Consider the following 17049-nt stretch of genomic DNA (forward strand, 5'->3'; position numbering starts at 1 on the left):
ACAACGACGGGCGCAGGCGCACGCAGGAATACGATACCCATCACAGGTTGACGGCCCTGTTCGACGAAGAGAACCGCAGCCTGACGCTGGGGTATGACCATCAGGATCCGCTGAACCTGAGTGGCGGGTTTAACCCGTACGGGTACGTGCATAACCCGGTGCGGTTCGTGGACCCGTTGGGGTTATCGTCAGATACAACAACGTTTTATCATGCGGGACGTTTTGAGAAAGGAATGAAAATAGACCTGTCAAAAGGGTTAGGTAGAAAAGACTTTGACCCGGTTGGAATGAAAGGGTTTTATTCGACTGAATTGAAAGAGCAGGCGCTTGATTGGGGTAATAAGAAGAAGTATCCAACACTGACCACATTCGAAATACCTAATTCAGAGCTGGCTAAATTAAATATCAAAGTCTTTGATCCAAACTCGCCTGCAGATATGAAAGAATGGGCGCGATATGTTAGAGAAGGCCGTAAAGGAACACTGGTTCATCATTATGATGCTGTTAGTGGTCCAATGTTAATGAACCCATCTGACTTTAAAAAAGGTGCTCCTCCAAAAATTGAAGGCCAGCAACTTGCCCTTTATACCCAAAAAGCAGCAGATATGTTTGATACACATCAAATTTCAGTCAACCCACTTGCTGATGAGTGTCCATAACATGATTGATAAAGAAAATATTGTCGATGGAATTATTATCACACACGAAGATAACCCTAATAAAAAGCTTATCTTTAATTTTTATTCTTGGGTTGAGGTGTTGAAAGCCATTATTGTCAAATACGCTAATAAATCAGAAAGTGAGGCAGAATATCTTGTTTTAAATCACCCCGCTGTTTATGGTTATAAAAACAGCTATATGTCGGTTGCATTACTTGGTCATGAATCTGAATATGATTGGGCAATGCTAATGGCTTATGGTCATGAGTATTGGGAAAAAGGTGTTCCTGCTTATGAACCAGAGGGTTTTGATGAATGGTTAGAACAGTATAAAAAGGAACATAACTTAGCAAGATTTATCTTTGAATGAATTACGGCATCATAGAATATGTTAGTGAAAATAGAGTCGGTAGCGATATACCGACTTTCTCTATAAATTCCATCGGGTCAAAACAGAGAAGACGCTGAACATGGGAGAATAATATCTCCATCAGTGGCAAATAAAGCCGGAAAATCTTTGTGATCTTCCGGCTTTTTACGATTATCCGGCCTGATATTCCCCAATCAGCTCCCGTATCTTGAGCTTAATCTCACTGAGCTGGTCTTGCTGACGCTAGTACTGTTGCTTGATGGTGCGGGTGTTGTCGCTGTCAGGAATAAGCACCAAACAGCCATCCATAATCTTGACGGTGAGTGTGCCACCGATATCAAACCCGGCCTGTTTAAGCCACTGCCCTTTCAGATGTATCGCGGGCGGGGCACTGGCCTTGTCATTTTGCGGCACGTATCCCACGGTGTAATAACGTTCTGTTTTGGCGGCTTTATTTACCGCCCGGTTTTGCTTAGAATGCGCCTTAGCCATCATTCAACTCCTTGTTAGTTGCTTGTGGTGAGCGGGGTTAAGGTGTTGGTAGCACGTTTTCCCCGCGTTAAATCAAAGGTTTTTTTATCTATTTATTTTATTACCTTGCCAGCTCCTGTAACTGCTTTTTGGTTAAAGAGGCATCCAGCAACTTCTTAATCACTTCCTTGTCTTCTTCCGGTAACTGTTCCTCGGCCTGAAACTGCCACAGCAACTCCCTGTCCTCAAAGCGCGCTTTCGCTGTTTCGGTCTCTGCCCCTTCCAGCAAATAGCTTGCAGGCGACATTCAGACGCAGTATGCCGTCTGTGCCCCGACCGGGGAGCCGCTGGATTTGTTTGATGCAGCGGGGGGACACCGGGTCTGACGCCAGCCGCCGCAAAGTCTGTATGGGCTGCGTCTCGGCGTACTGGGCGAAAACCCCGAACTGAATTCGGGCCTGAAATTCGGAGGGCAGTGGCTGGATGAGGAAAGCTGGCTGGTCTACAATCGGTTCCGGTATTACTCGCCGGTTGCGAATTGTTATCTGACACCTGATCCGATTGGGTTATTGGGGGGTGAAAATCCGTATGCTTATGTGTCCAACCCGACGTCTTGGATTGACCCGCTAGGTTTGGCTAAAGCCAAAGGAAAAACGAATGCACAGACGCATGAGATAGTTAAGTATATGAGAGAAGGTGAAGTCGAGGCATCGGGAGGGAAAATTGTACCTCATATAAAAGGAAGTGTAGATCATTGGGTTAACTTATCTGGAGCTAATTGGAATCCTAATGATGAAGTTTTTAGAGTTGTTTATACCATTACACAGAAAAGAATGGATATATTACAAAATGCTAAAGATTTAGAGAAATTTTTCGTCGGAAAAGCTGGTTATAAGGATGGGGTATTATCTAAAAACACAAATGAAGCTGGGGCCAGAGGCATTGGTTACAATTTGATTAAAAATCCTGACTCTGTATTCAATAATGAAATCATAAAAGCTAGAAGAGAACAAAAAGTTAAAGGGAAATGGGGTAGACCCAAAAAATGTTCTCATAAACTGGATTAATAAAAATGAATCTAAATAATCTCTATATATATAAATTGAAAATACTATTCAATAAAAGAGCTAATCCAATAGATAATGATACGGTGTTATTTGTGCGATGTGATAACGAATTTAATGAACTTATTTCACTGAAAGCACGGAATAATTCTGAATTTAGTCTTCATAGATGGTATGAATGTTTAAATGAAAAAAAGATACCATGTGATCTTCATTGTTATAAACCATATGATCCTTTTAATAGTTTTCTTCGCGTATTACCAAATGTTTTTTCGATAAATAATAATGATTATTATCAAGGTAAAAATCTTTTTATAAGTTATTTTATTCATCAACTGAAAAATATTGATAGAATAGATGCAGAGAATAATTTAGACCAATATAAAAGCGATTTTATTAACTATCTCTTTTATGAGATCGGATTTGGCGACAACTTTGATAAAAACTTTGTTGTTGAAGATGATGTTCTTTATTTTATCTGTGATAAAAATGAGGGAGGAAGTCAGAGGGAGAAGGTAATGAATATGTTATCTTCCATACATGATTTGGCTAAGCAATATGTCAAAAAAGGGCAGGAAGAAACACTAATAAAAATTAATAAATTCCATTGTGATACAATTAATTTTTTAACTTCGTATGATGAGGATTATCATCTTCCTTTTGAAGATTATAATGTAGATTACACTTATCCTGATTTTTTTATTAAGAAGTACTCTGAGAATCAGAGTGAAATTTTTAAAGTAATAAAGGATTGTGTTTCTTCTGGACAAGAACGTATGAATGTTTTTGTTTCAAAAATAATTGTAATGAATTATATATATTATGTATTAAAAAACAAACCGGAAGAAGTTTTACTCTTAAAAGAGTTTTGTGGAAAATCGAATGATTTATTTTTTGATATACTTTCATTTATTTTAAAAATGAAGTTCTACGTCAGAAAAGAACATTTTAAAGGACTACATCTTGGTTATTATTTGTCAAGGGTAGAAATATAAAATAGCTGGTTAGAATAATAAGTACATCACTGTTGTATAAAAAATCCGGAAAGATCCCTGCGATATTTTGGCTTTTTATGATCATCCTGCCTTATGACCCTTGATAAACGTGGAAGGTTATTTTGAAGGAGGATATAAAAAATACTATCGATTTTATCCTGCAAATGAACAATAAATGAAGGATCAGCGTTTTATCCCGAAAAAATAGTTAAGTTGGAGGTAAAACATCTCAATAACCAAATTGATATGTATAAATTACCAGTATTTTATTTAAGGTGACACATACTTAATTTCGTTAAGATTATCACTAAATCACATTAGTGATGATTTTATTAATTTATTATTTGTTTACCATATTTTTCTATTTGAAACAAAAATAAACACTAGTACAATTACTATACTTTTTCTCTGTATCGAGTCTCTTTCCATAGTGCTCTTGATGCTGAAAAAACAGAAATAGATGTCAAATTTTATCTTGTAAAGCCGCACTAATATAGAGAATAAGTCATTGTATACCCAATATATTTCGAGTTGCATCAGGACGGAAAGAGATTGAATCCGAAGTCACATAGATAACACTGTGGCTGGAGTGAGTGACTGTAGCCAACAAAGCTGCAACTTGAAAGACAACGAGTATATGAGTGATGTGGTATTGCAACCACAATTCAAGATATACCTTCATGACATATTGTAACCTCCAAAATTTCAGGTTGTTTTTGAAAGGCGATGGGAGCTTTTTCTCTTGTGTTTGTCAATGTCATGGCATGAAGGGCGGTGATGAAGACGGTTCCGATAGATTTAGATTAATGCGTTGATTTTCAAGGTTAAAATTCCATAGCCGTTTTCTCATATCAAATTTGATTATGAAGGGGGGAATGATGTTTTTCCATGTTGTCAACAAAAACAATATTATTGTTTCTGCGTTAATATTGGGAGTTGTCATTTTGTTTTTATCTTTTAATAACAGTCGGTTGAGTATTATTGATTATGCCGATAGGCATTGTCAGATGAATACAACTTGTTGGATTGATATGAATAAAATTACTTCTTTTGACTGGGACAAAATGTATATCATCGATAAAGGAATGGAACACAAGGATATTGAAGGCATTATCGGTGCTGCATTTAATAAAAAAGCCAGTCTGTTTTATAGAATTATTTTTGTCAGAAACCAGAAAGTAATTTATTCGGATGAGTATCATCCCTCAGATGAAGCTTATGTAAAAAAATTTCTCAAGCCTAATTTTCATTACCCTTATGAAAAAGAAGGCGGTTACTTTAGCCACTATGCTATTTCTAAAGATAACGCCATTCTTTCAGTAGAAATTGAAAATAAGCCACTCATGAGCGATAAAACTTACTACAAGATTTCTCCTGCCAATCCACAGCAAGTTAGAGGAAGAATGTTGTAAATATCTTCCGTTTCGCTGGGTAGAAGAGCTGAGTTGATGCGTATTTAGTGCAGGTCTGCTATTTCTGTTTGGCCTGCACTTTTTTGTTATGTTTGTTGCGCTCAATTGTGCTGTTTTTAGTACGCTTGTGGGACTGATTTTTGTTATTTATTTGTTTTAGTGGTGATGGATTGTTAGCTGAATTATTTGGCTTTCTGTCTAGTTTGCTATCTTGATTTTCAAGACGTTTTTTCAGATCACATGTTGCTTTTATATTTTCTAAGGTCCGAGTTAACCCTGTTATCAAGCGTTCGTCTTTATCTGCTTGTGCATATTTGAGCTGTTTCTCCAGCGTCTTTTTCTTTGTCTCACATCCTGCTTTACTTGGGTTTGCGTCGGCAACACTCACACTGAAAACGATCAACGCAGATAGGATCACAGTTTTCGACATCATGAATTATTCCTAAGATTATTTAGAACACTTATCCAAAATTTTATACGCTGATTTCGATTTGATCCTGAAAATTCAGCTAGGTTAACAACGGAAAGGGAGCTGAAGTAGGCTTTTATCTTTTTTGGAGAGAATGAGGCATAATGCCCCTTTAGTTGTCTGGTTAGGGCATCAGGCAAGTTATCAATATTCTGCTCTCGGGGTTAAATCGAATGTTAAGTTATCGTCACAGTTTCCATGCCGGCAATCACGCTGATGTGCTGAAGCACACGGTGCAAAGTCTGATCATTGAATCACTTAAAGCAAAAGAAAAACCATTCCTATATCTGGATACTCATGCTGGTGCAGGACGTTATCAATTGAGCGGGGAACATGCTGAACGTACGGGAGAGTACCTGGAAGGCATTGCACGGATTTGGCAACGTGATGATATTCCTGAGGAATTTACGGCGTACATAGATGTCGTTAAGGCGATGAATCCAAATGGTTCCTTGCGTTATTATCCGGGATCTCCCCTGATTGCCCGTCATTTATTGCGGGAGTATGACGAGCTAAATTTGAGCGAATTGCATTCCAGTGATTTTCCCTTGCTACGTACTGAATTTTCTCGAGATAGTCGTGCGCGTGTCCTGCGGGAAGATGGCTATCAGCAGTTGAAATCAAAACTGCCACCAAGAAGTCGACGTGGATTTGTACTGATCGATCCCCCCTATGAATTGAAATCGGATTATCAGAGTGTCGTTAAGGGCATTTGGGAAGGGCATAAACGTTTTGCGACAGGGACTTATGCACTGTGGTATCCAGTTGTATTGCGTCAGAAAATTAAACGTTTGGTGAAGGATCTGGAAGCGACAGGCATTCGTAAGGTTTTACAAATTGAACTTGGCGTGCGTCCTGATAGCGATCAGCGGGGTATGACTGCATCAGGTATGATCGTTATCAATCCACCGTGGAAATTGGAACAACAGATGAAGGCGGTGTTGCCGTGGCTGCATCAGGTGCTGGTTCCTGAAGGAACTGGGCATACCTCAGTGGAATGGATTATTCCTGAATAAGGTGAGAGCTTAACGCGACATATAATATGTTGTTATTATTTAGTATATTTTCACTCAATAGCTGTGGCCTATGGCAGTGAAAGCGAGAATCGTCCACAGTCAGTGATAACTTTTTGTAATAATAAGCGTCAGGTTGAACTTTAGCCAGTAAGTTAATTGATTAGACGGAAGTGACCTAAGATGAGTAAACATTACGATTATATTGCAATTGGTGGCGGCAGTGGTGGCATTGCTTCCATTAACCGTGCAGCCATATATGGGCAGAAGTGTGCCCTGATTGAAGCAAAAGCATTAGGTGGAACATGTGTTAATGTGGGCTGTGTACCTAAGAAAGTGATGTGGCATGCTGCCCAGATTGCGGAATCTATTCATCATTACGGTCCCGACTATGGTTTTGATACTACAGTTAATCATTTTGACTGGCAGAAGTTGATTGCGAGTCGCACTGCCTATATTGACCGTATCCATCAGTCGTATGAGCGTGTTCTGGGTAACAATCAGGTGAATGTTATTCAAGGGTATGCCCATTTTGTTGATGCCCATACCGTCGAGGTTAATGGCGAGAAAATCACGGCTGACCATATCCTGATCGCGACAGGTGGGCGTCCGGTGCGTCCAGACATTCCTGGGGCGGAATATGGCATTGACTCAGATGGTTTCTTTGAACTGGATGAAATGCCAAAGCGTGTTGCTGTGGTGGGTGCAGGTTATATCGCAGTGGAAATTGCTGGCGTTTTGCATGCGCTGGGTAGTGAGACGCACCTGTTCGTTCGCAAACATGCACCGCTGCGTTCTTTTGATCCGTTGATCGTAGAAACGTTGCTAGAAGTCATTAAAAATGAAGGGCCGACATTACATACGGAAGCAATAGTCAATTCCGTGATTAAAAATAGTGATGGTAGTCTGACACTGCAATTGCAGGATGGTCGGGAGCAGACGGTTGATGCATTGATCTGGGCAATTGGGCGTGAGCCAATGACGGATAATCTGAATTTGGCGGCAACGGGTGTTGGGCTGAATGAGAAAGGTTATATCCAGGTCGATAAATATCAGAATACCAATGTTAACGGTGTTTATGCGGTTGGTGATAACACGGGAGCGGTGGAGCTGACACCCGTAGCTATTGCGGCAGGGCGTCGTTTATCAGAGCGCCTGTTTAACAACAAACCTGACGAGCATTTGGACTATTCCAATGTGCCAACGGTAGTATTTAGCCATCCTCCAATTGGGACTGTGGGCTTGACAGAACCACAGGCAAAAACGGAGTATGGTGATGATCAGGTTAAGGTTTATACATCATCATTTACCGCAATGTATACTGCCGTGACACAACACCGCCAGCCATGCCGAATGAAGCTGGTTTGTGTGGGAAAAGATGAGAAGATTGTCGGTATCCACGGTATTGGTTTTGGAATGGATGAGATCTTACAAGGCTTTGCAGTTGCACTGAAAATGGGGGCAACGAAAAAGGATTTTGATAATACGGTTGCGATCCATCCGACTGCGGCGGAAGAGTTTGTGACTATGAGATAAGAGGAATATCCACTTATTTCTTAAGAGCGAAAGGTCAGAGTATTCTGGCCTTTTTTGTGGCTACTTGCTTAGTGAATGGGCATCCAATGGCACCTGAAATTGTCATGAATGCTATCACTGATTAATGGTTTTCAAACGGAAGATTATAGAAATACAAGGATGCAGTGTTTTTAGTCCATGCTTGGTCAACCGCAATAAAAAGTGACAGCCAACGCGAAACAAATTTTGGATGTCGAAGAGCGGGCTGAAAGCTGGAATTTAAGGTTTGAAGAAACGCAATTGAGCCGAATAAGGAATACGATTGGTAGTACGCTTTAAAAAATCAGCGAACATTTCTGAGGGCAATAACGCTCTGAAAATGTTCGCTCTGAAAAATAGTTACATGCAATTCCTTCTGCAAAACAGGAGTATGAATTTCCCTCCTGCCATGATTTATATCCGTGTCTTTTTTATTTTATACCTGCATAACGCAGCAGGGCCGTTACGATTGCTGCAACCAAAATCACGATAATCAGTGGCATTTTTCGCCAAGCAAGAAACACAGCGACGGCAACACCCAATACGCGAGCCATACCAGCAAAATGTTCACCTTCGTAGAAGGTGGCGGCAAGTGCTACAGCGAATAATAATGTGGTCGCAGCATCTTTAAGCAGTGACTGGGAGTGTTCTGATAATGCTAGCCGATTGCCCAGTTTTGCTCCACCGAGGCGCATCAAATAAGTACCAACCGACAAGACCACAATGCCGATAATGATCTGGGTATAGCTCGCCATTATTTCTTCCTCGTAAGTAGTCCCAACAGTGATATCAATATCGGTAATCCCACGGGCGTGAAAGGTACGGCTGCAAGCGATAGCGCCGCTCCGCTGGAAGCGCGTGTAAGTGTGATTTTGTTCTTGAGTGATGGGATGACCAACGCCAGCAAAATCGCAGGGAAAACAGCATCTAGACCGATAGTTTCCGGCATAGGAAGAAATTTACCGATCACACAGCCAATAACTACGCCAAGTGGCCAGAAGATAGCAACGCCGATACCACATAGCCAGTAGGCGGCTTTGCGCTGTTCAGGCGTCGCCTGTGACATACCGAAAACCACACTTTCATCATTCATAATGTGGCATCCCATAAACCCCATCATGTGTTTTCCTACCAACTCGCGCACGGCCACTCCGAAAGGAAAATGGCGGGCATTCACCAATAATCCTGCCACTGCTGCTGCAAGTGGATTACCGCCGCTGGCTACAATACCAATAAACATAAACTCCGATGCTCCCGCCAGCACTAATGTGGATAAGGCGAGTGGAACCCATAAGGGAAAGCCATAAGCCATAGCCAGCGATCCGTAAGAAATGCCAACCACGCCCACAGCCAGACAAACCAGAAATATTGCTTTTTTAATGTCTCCTTTCAGGCAGGAGAAATAGTGAGTAAACATACAATGTTATCCATATCGAACGAATATTCATTATAATGAACACAATTGAAGGTTGCATCAAGTCGAACGTTATGTTCTTTTTATCGAACTAAGGGTAATAGCATGACACAGCCAATTAGCGTAATTGCGAAGAGTTTAGTTCGTGAGCGTGCACGTACAGGTTTCTCACTGGCGGAAGTCGCCCGGCGTGCGGGTATTGCAAAATCCACGTTATCACAACTGGAAGCTGGTAATGGGAATCCCAGTATAGAAACGCTCTGGGCGTTGTGTGTAGCGCTGAATATCCCTTTTGCCCGTCTGCTGGAACCGCAGAGCAACAAAACACAGGTGATTCGACGCGGTGAAGGTACTAAGGTACTGGCAGATCAGGCGAACTATCAGGCAATTTTACTGGCAACTTGTCCACCGGGAGCACGTCGTGATATCTACCTGTTGACGACTCAACCGGGGGCAGATCGCGTTTCTCATCCACATCCATCTGGTTCAGTGGAGCATATTATCGTCACCCACGGTCGGGCGTTGGTAGGGTTAACGGAAGCACCAGAAGAGTTAGGCGAAGGTGATTACATCTGTTATCCGGCGGATCTAGAGCATGTTTTCAAAGCGTTGGAGCCAGATACTCAAGCGATTTTAGTAGCTGAGCAGAGTTAACATTATTTCATGTGTTTTTGAAAGAGATGGGACTGTTGCAAATAGTATTCTACAGTGGACATATCCGCTGCCACCGCTTTTCGAATAATAATCTGGACATTTTGAATTTTCTATTAAAAACCTTGTAACGAACGATAAGATTGTTCTTGGTACAATAATTTTTTCTAATGTAAATGGTGTGAGCTCACAGGGTTCTTCTAGCTTTATGGAAAATTTTGCGGGGGATATAACTGCCAAACCATACCCCTAGATTGCCTGCTTCTATATTGATTTTGGCTTCATTGAACAGAAAGTATGTTCATGGTTTTTTCTTCAACATCGTTCGATTTGAGCGTTTTAATCAAATCGAACGATGTTGGTCACATTTTAAATTTTCATCGTTCTGACCGTTAGACAATTAACTGTTGGATCACAACCCCGGTGCTTTCCACAACGAGGTCGTCAAGCCATCATCCACCAAATGCAGTTGATCAGCATACACGGCCTGCCAATCTCTCTTTGCTTTCTGGTAAGTCTCACGATGGCTTAAGTTTGGTTGATATTCCCGTTCCCAGCGCACCAATCTTTCTCCGGTTGCAGGTAGTGAATCATATAAGCCAACGCCGACACCGGCTGCAATTGCACAGCCCAGTGCCGTCGCTTCTTTAACCACCGGAACGCGTACAGGCAGTCCGGTAACGTCAGAGAGAATCTGGCACCAGAGTTTGCCTTTTGAACCACCGCCCGCGAAAACCAGTGAATCCGCTTGGACGCCGGAGAAGGTGGAAACCATGTCGAGGTTACACGCTGAGACGATAGCGGCATTCTCTTCCAGCGCCCGGAATAATGTGGCTTTGTTACATTTTTCCGGATCAATTGAGAGGTTAAGGAAGGATGGGGCGGCGTGATACCACGATTTAAATCGCATTACATCGGAGAAAATTGGCATGACACCATGTGCTCCAGCCGGAACCCGTGCCGCCATATCCTCCAGTAAGCTGTAGGCATCGACGCCCAAGCGGTCTGCCATCAGTTTTTCTTCCGCGCAGAAGGCATCTCGGAACCAACGCATAGTGAGACCTGTGAAGAAGCTGATGGATTCTGCTTGTGCCATGCCGGGGATAACATGCGGGTTGATGCGGATGTTCATATTGGGATCCGTCATCGGTGCTGGCAGATTAACAACCTGTTGCCAGAATGTCCCTCCCAATACTGCGGTTTGGGCAGGATGGACGACGCCAATACCAAGGCAGCCAAGTTGAACGTCTCCACCGCCCATAATCACCGGTGTACCGCTGTTCAGGCCACATTCTGCCGCTGCTTTGTCCGTAATATAGCCAAGCAAGGTACCGGTTTCTTTGACCGGAGAGAGGATATCGGAGCGCAGCCCGGCCATTTCCAGTAGATTGGGGCGCCAGTCACGACTGACTAAATCCAGCATTCCTGTTGTACCGGCGTTAGAGGGATCAACAGCCAGTTCGCCACTCAACATATAAGCCAGCCAATCGCTGATCATAGTCAGGGTGCTGGCTTGCCGATAGATATCAGGACGGTGATGTGCGAGCCACAACAGGCGGGGCATCGCGCCCAGAGCTAAAGTCTGGCCGGAATAACGATAAACATCATACTCGAAGGTATTGTTATACAGCTCCTTAAGCTCACTGACTTCATGGCTGGAGCGAGCATCTACGTTGGCACATGCCCAGATAGGATCGCCGTCGCGATTATAAAGGACGATGCCTTCCCGCATGGAACAGGCGGCAACGCCCTGAATCGCACTGGCGGGCAAATCCGCCTTTTGCAGAGCCTGCCGGATACATTGGCAGGCCAGTTGCCAGTTTGTTTTTAGATCAAATTCCATTGAACCCGCAACATTCGGCACGGGCTGGTGTATCCACTCAGCCTGTCCGACGGCGATCTGATTACCTTCAAGATCAAATATAACTGCACGGATACTGCCAGTTCCTGCATCAAGCGCCATCAGATACTTCCTTGATGGGTGAGCATGAGCGCTTTGATTCATGATGCTATCCTCGTCTGTCGTTATCTTCTTCTTATTTGATAGGGCACAGGGAATGGATAGATATTATTAGTCGATCAAGTCAGCATTGCTCTCGCGGTCTGCTCTTCTGTCACCAATGAATTGATGTAGCCTCCTTTCAATGCGGCGACGATAGCGTCAGCTTTTTCGATACCACCTGCCACACCAATCACATTCGGGATAGTTTTCATTTCTGGCAGGGAGATACCGATCAATTCTTGATGGATATTGATATCGCTGACCAGTTCACCTTCCGCGTTGAAGAAGTAGCCCAGAATATCCCCGACGGCTCCTTTACGGCCAAACATCAGTTGTTCCCCGTTGCTGATATAGCCGGAACGCATGATGGTTGCTTGTTGCTTCTGGTTGATTGCACCAATTCCGACGACGGCGATATCGGCGGCACAAGCCGCTAAAATCACATCCCGAACACTGCGTTCTTCGCGGAATGTCGCCGCGACTTGATGGGTTGAGGCGCGCAGTGGTGCAGGAATGATGCTGACAGGGCAGTCCGCATCAAGTTGGCCGATACCCGTCATGTAAGGGCCAACTCCGCCGGACAGCGTCACCAGCCGAATTTGCTGGGATGAGATAAAACCGCTTAAGTGCTGCAAAGTGCACATCGGGGTTTCACCAAATCCTATTGCCAGTAGCTGGTGAGGTTCAATCAGCGCCATCAGCAGGTGAGCGGCTCCGACTCCGAGACGGGCATTCAGGTTCATGCCATCAAGGGTGGGTAATATACGTACCTGTTTAAGATTAAAGCGTTTTTGCAAAGCATCTTCTAACTCCAAACACCCTTCATAGCGTGAATTGATCTGAACGCGGATCACACCAGACTGCCGCCCTTTCTCTAGCAGGCGGGAGACTTTGAGACGGCTGAGGCCAAGCAATTCACCGATGTCCCCTTGAGTCAGACTATCGTGATAGTAAAACCAGGCGATACGGGCCATTAGTTCTTCTTCACTCATGCTGTTTCCTGGATAGCTGTGACCTGAATAGTCAATTTCCTCGGATAATACGCTTCTCTCTGATACTGATTGTTTCTTGCTTGATTTGATCGACATAACAACTTCTTTATCCACTGGGAAAGAATAAGCATGAAAACCTCTGATGTACTAGAGGTATTTCGCAAAATTTTGAACATATTTTAATGTAGTTCTAACTTTTTCACAAAATGTGATCTAAATATTGAAAAAATCTCATTTTTTGGATTAGAGTTTTGAACAAAAGTTTTTAAAATAAATAAATGTTCATGATTAGCATCGGTGTCAGAAACGCAAGCCCAAAATTCCATGAGGTACGTGATGTCACAGAGCAATACTGCTACTAATACCGATAATTCGCTTTCTCAGCATCTTTCTCTGTGCTGTGGGCGTATGCCGCTTTTGACTGCCCGTGGGATTGGTAAGCAGTTTTCCGGTTTAGTGGTGTTGAAGCAGATCGACTTTACGCTGATACCGGGGCAAGTTCACGCCTTGCTGGGTGGAAATGGTGCGGGAAAATCGACCCTGATGAAAATCATTGCTGGTATTGAACAGCCGGATGCCGGAACTTTGTTCGTGGATGGGGCTGTCGTCAATCACCTGACACCAGCAAAGGCACATCAATTGGGCATTTATCTGGTGCCACAGGAGCCTTTGTTATTTCCTAATCTTTCTGTTAAAGAAAACATTCTATTTCGCTTACCTAAACATCAAATCAGTACAAGTCGGATGAGAGAGTTGTTGGTGCAACTCGATTGCCAGCTTGATTTGAATGCATTGGCGGGCAGTTTGAATGTGGCAGATCAGCAGATAGTGGAGATTATGCGTGGATTGATGCGTAATTCTCGAATTTTAATTATGGATGAGCCGACAGCATCATTGACTCCCGTAGAAACTGAGCGTTTGTTTGCGCGAATGCGGGAGTTACAGCAGCAACAGGTGGGGATTATCTTTATTTCCCATAAATTGCCTGAAATCCGCAAAATTGCGGATTATGTCAGTGTGATGAGGGATGGTGGTATTGCTCTTAGTGGTTTGATTGAACGTTTTACAACGGATGTAATCATTCAGGCGATTACACCCGCGGCGAAATCAACTGGATTGATTGACAAGAAAAATTTGTGGCCGGAAGTTGAAAACAATGTGCCGGATAGCCACTCACAGGAGCCGATTCTGGAGGTGACTTCTCTCTGTGGAGAAGGATTCCGTGATATTTCCCTGACACTACAGGCGGGGGAGATTGTCGGATTGGCAGGTGTTGTGGGTGCAGGGCGCACGGAACTGGCTGAGACGCTATATGGCTTGCGCCCGATTGCGGGGGGTGAAATCCGTTTTCAACAACAGTTGATCAATAAGCTGGATACGGCGACACGGTTGCAGAATGGGCTGGTTTATCTACCAGAAGATCGACAGGCTTCCGGTTTGTATCTTGATGCTCCTTTGAGCTGGAATGTGCATTCTCTGACGCACAACCGGAGTACTTTCTGGACATATCCGGCCCGTGATGCCGCAGTGCTGGAACGTTATCGGCGGGTACTTAATATCCGATTCAGCAATATGAATCAGCCCGTACGTACCTTATCTGGTGGTAATCAGCAGAAGATTTTGATCGCTAAATGTCTGGAAGCCAATCCGACGTTGCTTATCATTGATGAACCGACACGCGGTGTTGATGTCGGGGCGCGTAATGATATCTACCAACTCATCCGCAGCATTGCCAGCCAGAAGGTTGCAATCCTTCTGATTTCTTCGGATCTCGATGAAATTGTTCAATTGGCAGATCGTGTTCTGGTTATGCATCACGGGGAACTTTGTGGGCAGCTCGATAAGTCTCATATGAGCGTGGACGCGATAATGCATCTCTCTTTTGGAGAACAGGCTTTTGGAGAACCAGCTGAGGTGGTGACATGTTGAAGTTAATTCAGAATAACCGAGAAGCTACGGCACTGATCGCTATTTTGGGGTTGTTTGTTCTGCTGGGAAGTCTCGATCGTCATGTTTTCAGCTTCCAGACTGTCACGATGATTTTTGGTAATGCCCAAATTCTTATTTTATTGGCAATGGGGGCGACATTAGTGATGTTGACCCGCAATATTGATGTGTCAGTGGGTTCGACGACTGGATTGTGTGCTGTAGTGATGGGAATGTCACTGAATTCGGGCTTTCCACTGCCGATTGCTTGCCTAATTACATTGCTAATTGGGATGATGGCCGGATTGATTAACGGCGTATTGGTGGCATGGCTGAAAATTCCTGCCATTGTTGCCACACTAGGTACGCTTGGTTTATATCGTGGTTTGATGCTGCTTCTGACCGGTGGTAAATGGATCGAAGGCTTGCCCACCGATGTGAAAGATCTTGCCAGGCCGGTTCTATTTGGCATCTCTCCGATTGGCTGGTTATTGATGTTTTTGATTCTGGCGCTGACGTGGGTGTTGAAAAAGACCGATTTTGGACGTGGATTTTATGCCACAGGTGATAACCAGCAAGGTGCTCGTCAACTTGGCGCTCCAGTCAATGGTATCTGTATTACCGCATTTTCCATGAATGGTGTGATGGCCTCATTGGCAGGTATTGTTTTTGTGGCGCAAATCGGTTTTATCCCAAACCAAACGGGGACCGGGCTGGAGATGAAGGCCATTGCTGCCTGTGTATTGGGTGGCATCAGCTTGTTGGGTGGAATGGGAACCGTCATTGGCGCGATTTTCGGGGCGTACTTTCTGACGCAAATCGACAGTGTGCTGGTACTACTCAGGTTGCCGGCCTGGTGGAATGATTTTATTGCTGGTCTGGTCTTGCTGGCCGTGTTGGTACTCGATGGACGTTTGCGCAGCGCTGTTGAGAAGAATTTACGTCAACAACGTTATGCCAGTTTCCTTGAACAGATAAAGAAACCAGTAGAAAAAAGTGGGAGGCCATAATGAATATGGTACAACGTTATAGTTGGGAAATGGCTCTCTTGGTTCTGTTGGTGGCGGAAATACTGCTGTTCGGCATGGCTAACTCACGGATGCTGGATATTAATGTGCTGTTGTTCAGTACCAGTGATTTTATCTGCATCGGCATTGTCGCCTTACCGCTGACAATGGTTATTGTCAGCGGTGGGATTGATATCTCTTTTGGTTCGATCATCGGTTTGTGCGCAATTTCACTGGGTGTCATGTATCAGGCAGGTTTACCGATGAACGTAGTAATTCCTTTAACTCTGTTCGTTGGTGTGTTTTGTGGCTTGATTAATGCTGCTCTGATTTTTTATACGGGTGTGAATCCGTTGGTGATTACACTCGGTACGATGTACTTGTTTGGCGGGAGTGCCTTACTGCTTTCCGGACTATCCGGAGCGACGGGCTATGAAGGTATTGGCGGTTTTCCTGAGGTATTTACTGATTTTTCCAACCTGACATTGTTCAACTTACCTATTCCTCTACTTATGTTTATATTTTTCACGTTGGTGTTCTGGTTGTTTATGCATCGAACTCATCGTGGACGCAATGTTTTTCTTATCGGGCAGAACAGCCGTGTTGCCCGCTATGGTGCGATCCCTGTGAATAGAACCTTGTGCTTATTGTATGCCTTGATTGGGCTGGCTTCGGCAATAGCAGCGATTATTCTGGTTTCCTATTTCGGTTCGGCGCGTTCTGATTTGGGAAGTTCTTTTCTGATGCCAGCCATTACCGCTGTTGTGTTGGGGGGAGCCAATATTTATGGTGGCTCCGGCTCGATTGTGGGCACAGCGCTGGCTGTTTTACTGGTGGGCTATTTACAGCAAGGTTTGCAGATGGTGGGGGTCCCTAATCAGATATCCAGTGCGTTGTCTGGTGTCTTGCTGATTGTAGCGGTGATAGGGAGGTCTGTTTTGCTGCATCGCCATCAAATCCGTAGTTGGTGGCACCGTCGGCGGGCTTCTGTTTCACAACAACATATTTCTGAAACGTAAAAGACGATCCTGAAACAAAAATAGATGGAGA

The 17049-nt window shown here is 43.8% G+C and carries 18 protein-coding genes and 1 pseudogene; 12 read left to right on the forward strand and 7 right to left on the reverse strand.

Annotation, left to right across the window (positions count from 1 at the left end):
- Positions 1-659: DUF3990 domain-containing protein (locus tag Xhom_RS33290; RefSeq protein WP_211287886.1), on the forward strand; the 659-nt coding region annotated here is incomplete at its 5' end.
- A 1-nt stretch (position 660) separates the two neighbouring features.
- Positions 661-1029: a hypothetical protein gene (locus tag Xhom_RS04840; RefSeq protein ID WP_069317644.1), complete on the forward strand. Its 369-nt coding sequence runs from the start codon at positions 661-663 to the stop codon at positions 1027-1029.
- A gap of 243 nt (positions 1030-1272) precedes the next feature.
- Here Xhom_RS04840 and Xhom_RS04845 read toward each other — a convergent pair whose 3' ends face one another.
- Positions 1273-1524, reverse strand: coding sequence for a SymE family type I addiction module toxin (locus tag Xhom_RS04845; RefSeq protein WP_232326158.1), 252 nt, complete (start codon positions 1522-1524; stop codon positions 1273-1275).
- A 97-nt stretch (positions 1525-1621) separates the two neighbouring features.
- Positions 1622-1807, reverse strand: coding sequence for a hypothetical protein (locus tag Xhom_RS04850; protein WP_198148719.1), 186 nt, complete (start codon positions 1805-1807; stop codon positions 1622-1624).
- 139 nt (positions 1808-1946) lie between these two features.
- On the opposite strand from Xhom_RS04850, the pseudogene Xhom_RS39770 reads away from it, so the two are divergent.
- The 4 genes and pseudogenes from Xhom_RS39770 to Xhom_RS04865 form a co-directional block, all read left to right on the forward strand.
- Positions 1947-2123, forward strand: a pseudogene (locus Xhom_RS39770) (RHS repeat-associated core domain-containing protein); the annotation flags it as partial.
- A gap of 63 nt (positions 2124-2186) precedes the next feature.
- Entirely contained in the window at positions 2187-2567 is a 381-nt protein-coding gene (locus Xhom_RS36365) for an RNA-binding protein (protein ID WP_232326160.1), read from the forward strand.
- A 5-nt stretch (positions 2568-2572) separates the two neighbouring features.
- Entirely contained in the window at positions 2573-3559 is a 987-nt protein-coding gene (locus tag Xhom_RS04860) for a hypothetical protein (RefSeq protein ID WP_069317647.1), read from the forward strand.
- An 875-nt stretch (positions 3560-4434) separates the two neighbouring features.
- Positions 4435-4971 carry a hypothetical protein gene (locus Xhom_RS04865; RefSeq protein ID WP_232326163.1) on the forward strand — a complete coding sequence of 179 codons (537 nt, stop codon included), beginning with the start codon at positions 4435-4437 and terminating at the stop codon, positions 4969-4971.
- A 58-nt stretch (positions 4972-5029) separates the two neighbouring features.
- On the opposite strand, the gene Xhom_RS04870 is transcribed toward Xhom_RS04865, so the two are convergent.
- On the reverse strand, positions 5030-5404 hold the full coding sequence (locus Xhom_RS04870) for a DUF1090 family protein (RefSeq protein WP_069317649.1): 375 nt from the start codon (positions 5402-5404) through the stop codon (positions 5030-5032).
- Positions 5405-5613: 209 nt separating this feature from the next.
- Here Xhom_RS04870 and Xhom_RS04875 point away from each other — a divergent pair, with 209 nt between their 5' ends.
- Both Xhom_RS04875 and gorA read left to right on the forward strand, forming a co-directional pair.
- Positions 5614-6456, forward strand: coding sequence for a 23S rRNA (adenine(2030)-N(6))-methyltransferase RlmJ (locus tag Xhom_RS04875; protein ID WP_069317650.1), 843 nt, complete (start codon positions 5614-5616; stop codon positions 6454-6456).
- A 180-nt stretch (positions 6457-6636) separates the two neighbouring features.
- Complete coding sequence (gorA, locus tag Xhom_RS04880; protein ID WP_069317651.1) at positions 6637-7989, forward strand: glutathione-disulfide reductase; 1353 nt, start codon at positions 6637-6639, stop codon at positions 7987-7989.
- 449 nt (positions 7990-8438) lie between these two features.
- Here gorA and Xhom_RS04885 read toward each other — a convergent pair whose 3' ends face one another.
- Positions 8439-8762 (reverse strand): AzlD domain-containing protein, encoded by a 324-nt coding sequence (locus tag Xhom_RS04885; protein WP_069317652.1) that lies wholly within the window; start codon positions 8760-8762, stop codon positions 8439-8441.
- On the reverse strand, positions 8762-9424 hold the full coding sequence (locus Xhom_RS04890) for an AzlC family ABC transporter permease (protein WP_069317653.1): 663 nt from the start codon (positions 9422-9424) through the stop codon (positions 8762-8764). Before Xhom_RS04890 ends, Xhom_RS04885 begins: the two co-directional genes overlap by 1 nt.
- Before the next feature lie 102 nt (positions 9425-9526).
- Between Xhom_RS04890 and Xhom_RS04895 the strand changes: the two genes are divergently transcribed.
- Positions 9527-10075 (forward strand): helix-turn-helix domain-containing protein, encoded by a 549-nt coding sequence (locus tag Xhom_RS04895; protein WP_069317654.1) that lies wholly within the window; start codon positions 9527-9529, stop codon positions 10073-10075.
- 409 nt (positions 10076-10484) lie between these two features.
- On the opposite strand, the gene lsrK is transcribed toward Xhom_RS04895, so the two are convergent.
- Together lsrK and lsrR are read right to left on the reverse strand one after the other, a co-directional pair.
- Positions 10485-12077, reverse strand: a complete 1593-nt coding sequence (lsrK, locus tag Xhom_RS04900) for an autoinducer-2 kinase (RefSeq protein WP_069317655.1) — start codon at positions 12075-12077, stop codon at positions 10485-10487.
- A gap of 74 nt (positions 12078-12151) precedes the next feature.
- Positions 12152-13162: a transcriptional regulator LsrR gene (gene lsrR, locus Xhom_RS04905; protein ID WP_069317656.1), complete on the reverse strand. Its 1011-nt coding sequence runs from the start codon at positions 13160-13162 to the stop codon at positions 12152-12154.
- Between the two features lie 312 nt (positions 13163-13474).
- Here lsrR and lsrA point away from each other — a divergent pair, with 312 nt between their 5' ends.
- The 3 genes from lsrA to lsrD are packed head-to-tail and all read left to right on the forward strand — an operon-like array spanning position 13475 to position 17018.
- Positions 13475-14995, forward strand: coding sequence for an autoinducer 2 ABC transporter ATP-binding protein LsrA (gene lsrA / locus Xhom_RS04910; RefSeq protein WP_069318533.1), 1521 nt, complete (start codon positions 13475-13477; stop codon positions 14993-14995).
- Positions 14989-16002: an autoinducer 2 ABC transporter permease LsrC gene (gene lsrC, locus Xhom_RS04915; protein WP_069317657.1), complete on the forward strand. Its 1014-nt coding sequence runs from the start codon at positions 14989-14991 to the stop codon at positions 16000-16002. Before lsrA ends, lsrC begins: the two co-directional genes overlap by 7 nt.
- A complete protein-coding gene (gene lsrD, locus Xhom_RS04920; RefSeq protein ID WP_272481877.1) occupies positions 15999-17018 on the forward strand; it encodes an autoinducer 2 ABC transporter permease LsrD in 1020 nt (339 codons plus the stop codon). Before lsrC ends, lsrD begins: the two co-directional genes overlap by 4 nt.
- Positions 17019-17049: the final 31 nt, after the last annotated feature.

The sequence above is a fragment of the Xenorhabdus hominickii genome (assembly GCF_002632725.1).
Taxonomy (GTDB): Bacteria; Pseudomonadota; Gammaproteobacteria; order Enterobacterales; family Enterobacteriaceae; genus Xenorhabdus; species Xenorhabdus hominickii.

Bases quoted from the DNA above. Each gene is read 5' to 3' on its own strand.
- Xhom_RS04840 (WP_069317644.1), top strand. From the start codon at position 661: ATGATTGATAAAGAAAATATTGTCGATGGAATTATTATCACACACGAA.
- Xhom_RS04845 (WP_232326158.1), bottom strand. From the start codon at position 1,524: ATGATGGCTAAGGCGCATTCTAAGCAAAACCGGGCGGTAAATAAAGCC.
- Xhom_RS04850 (WP_198148719.1), bottom strand. From the start codon at position 1,807: ATGTCGCCTGCAAGCTATTTGCTGGAAGGGGCAGAGACCGAAACAGCG.
- Xhom_RS36365 (WP_232326160.1), top strand. From the start codon at position 2,187: ATGAGAGAAGGTGAAGTCGAGGCATCGGGAGGGAAAATTGTACCTCAT.
- Xhom_RS04860 (WP_069317647.1), top strand. From the start codon at position 2,573: ATGAATCTAAATAATCTCTATATATATAAATTGAAAATACTATTCAAT.
- Xhom_RS04865 (WP_232326163.1), top strand. From the start codon at position 4,435: ATGATGTTTTTCCATGTTGTCAACAAAAACAATATTATTGTTTCTGCG.
- Xhom_RS04870 (WP_069317649.1), bottom strand. From the start codon at position 5,404: ATGATGTCGAAAACTGTGATCCTATCTGCGTTGATCGTTTTCAGTGTG.
- Xhom_RS04875 (WP_069317650.1), top strand. From the start codon at position 5,614: ATGTTAAGTTATCGTCACAGTTTCCATGCCGGCAATCACGCTGATGTG.
- gorA (WP_069317651.1), top strand. From the start codon at position 6,637: ATGAGTAAACATTACGATTATATTGCAATTGGTGGCGGCAGTGGTGGC.
- Xhom_RS04885 (WP_069317652.1), bottom strand. From the start codon at position 8,762: ATGGCGAGCTATACCCAGATCATTATCGGCATTGTGGTCTTGTCGGTT.
- Xhom_RS04890 (WP_069317653.1), bottom strand. From the start codon at position 9,424: ATGTTTACTCACTATTTCTCCTGCCTGAAAGGAGACATTAAAAAAGCA.
- Xhom_RS04895 (WP_069317654.1), top strand. From the start codon at position 9,527: ATGACACAGCCAATTAGCGTAATTGCGAAGAGTTTAGTTCGTGAGCGT.
- lsrK (WP_069317655.1), bottom strand. From the start codon at position 12,077: ATGAATCAAAGCGCTCATGCTCACCCATCAAGGAAGTATCTGATGGCG.
- lsrR (WP_069317656.1), bottom strand. From the start codon at position 13,162: ATGTCGATCAAATCAAGCAAGAAACAATCAGTATCAGAGAGAAGCGTA.
- lsrA (WP_069318533.1), top strand. From the start codon at position 13,475: ATGCCGCTTTTGACTGCCCGTGGGATTGGTAAGCAGTTTTCCGGTTTA.
- lsrC (WP_069317657.1), top strand. From the start codon at position 14,989: ATGTTGAAGTTAATTCAGAATAACCGAGAAGCTACGGCACTGATCGCT.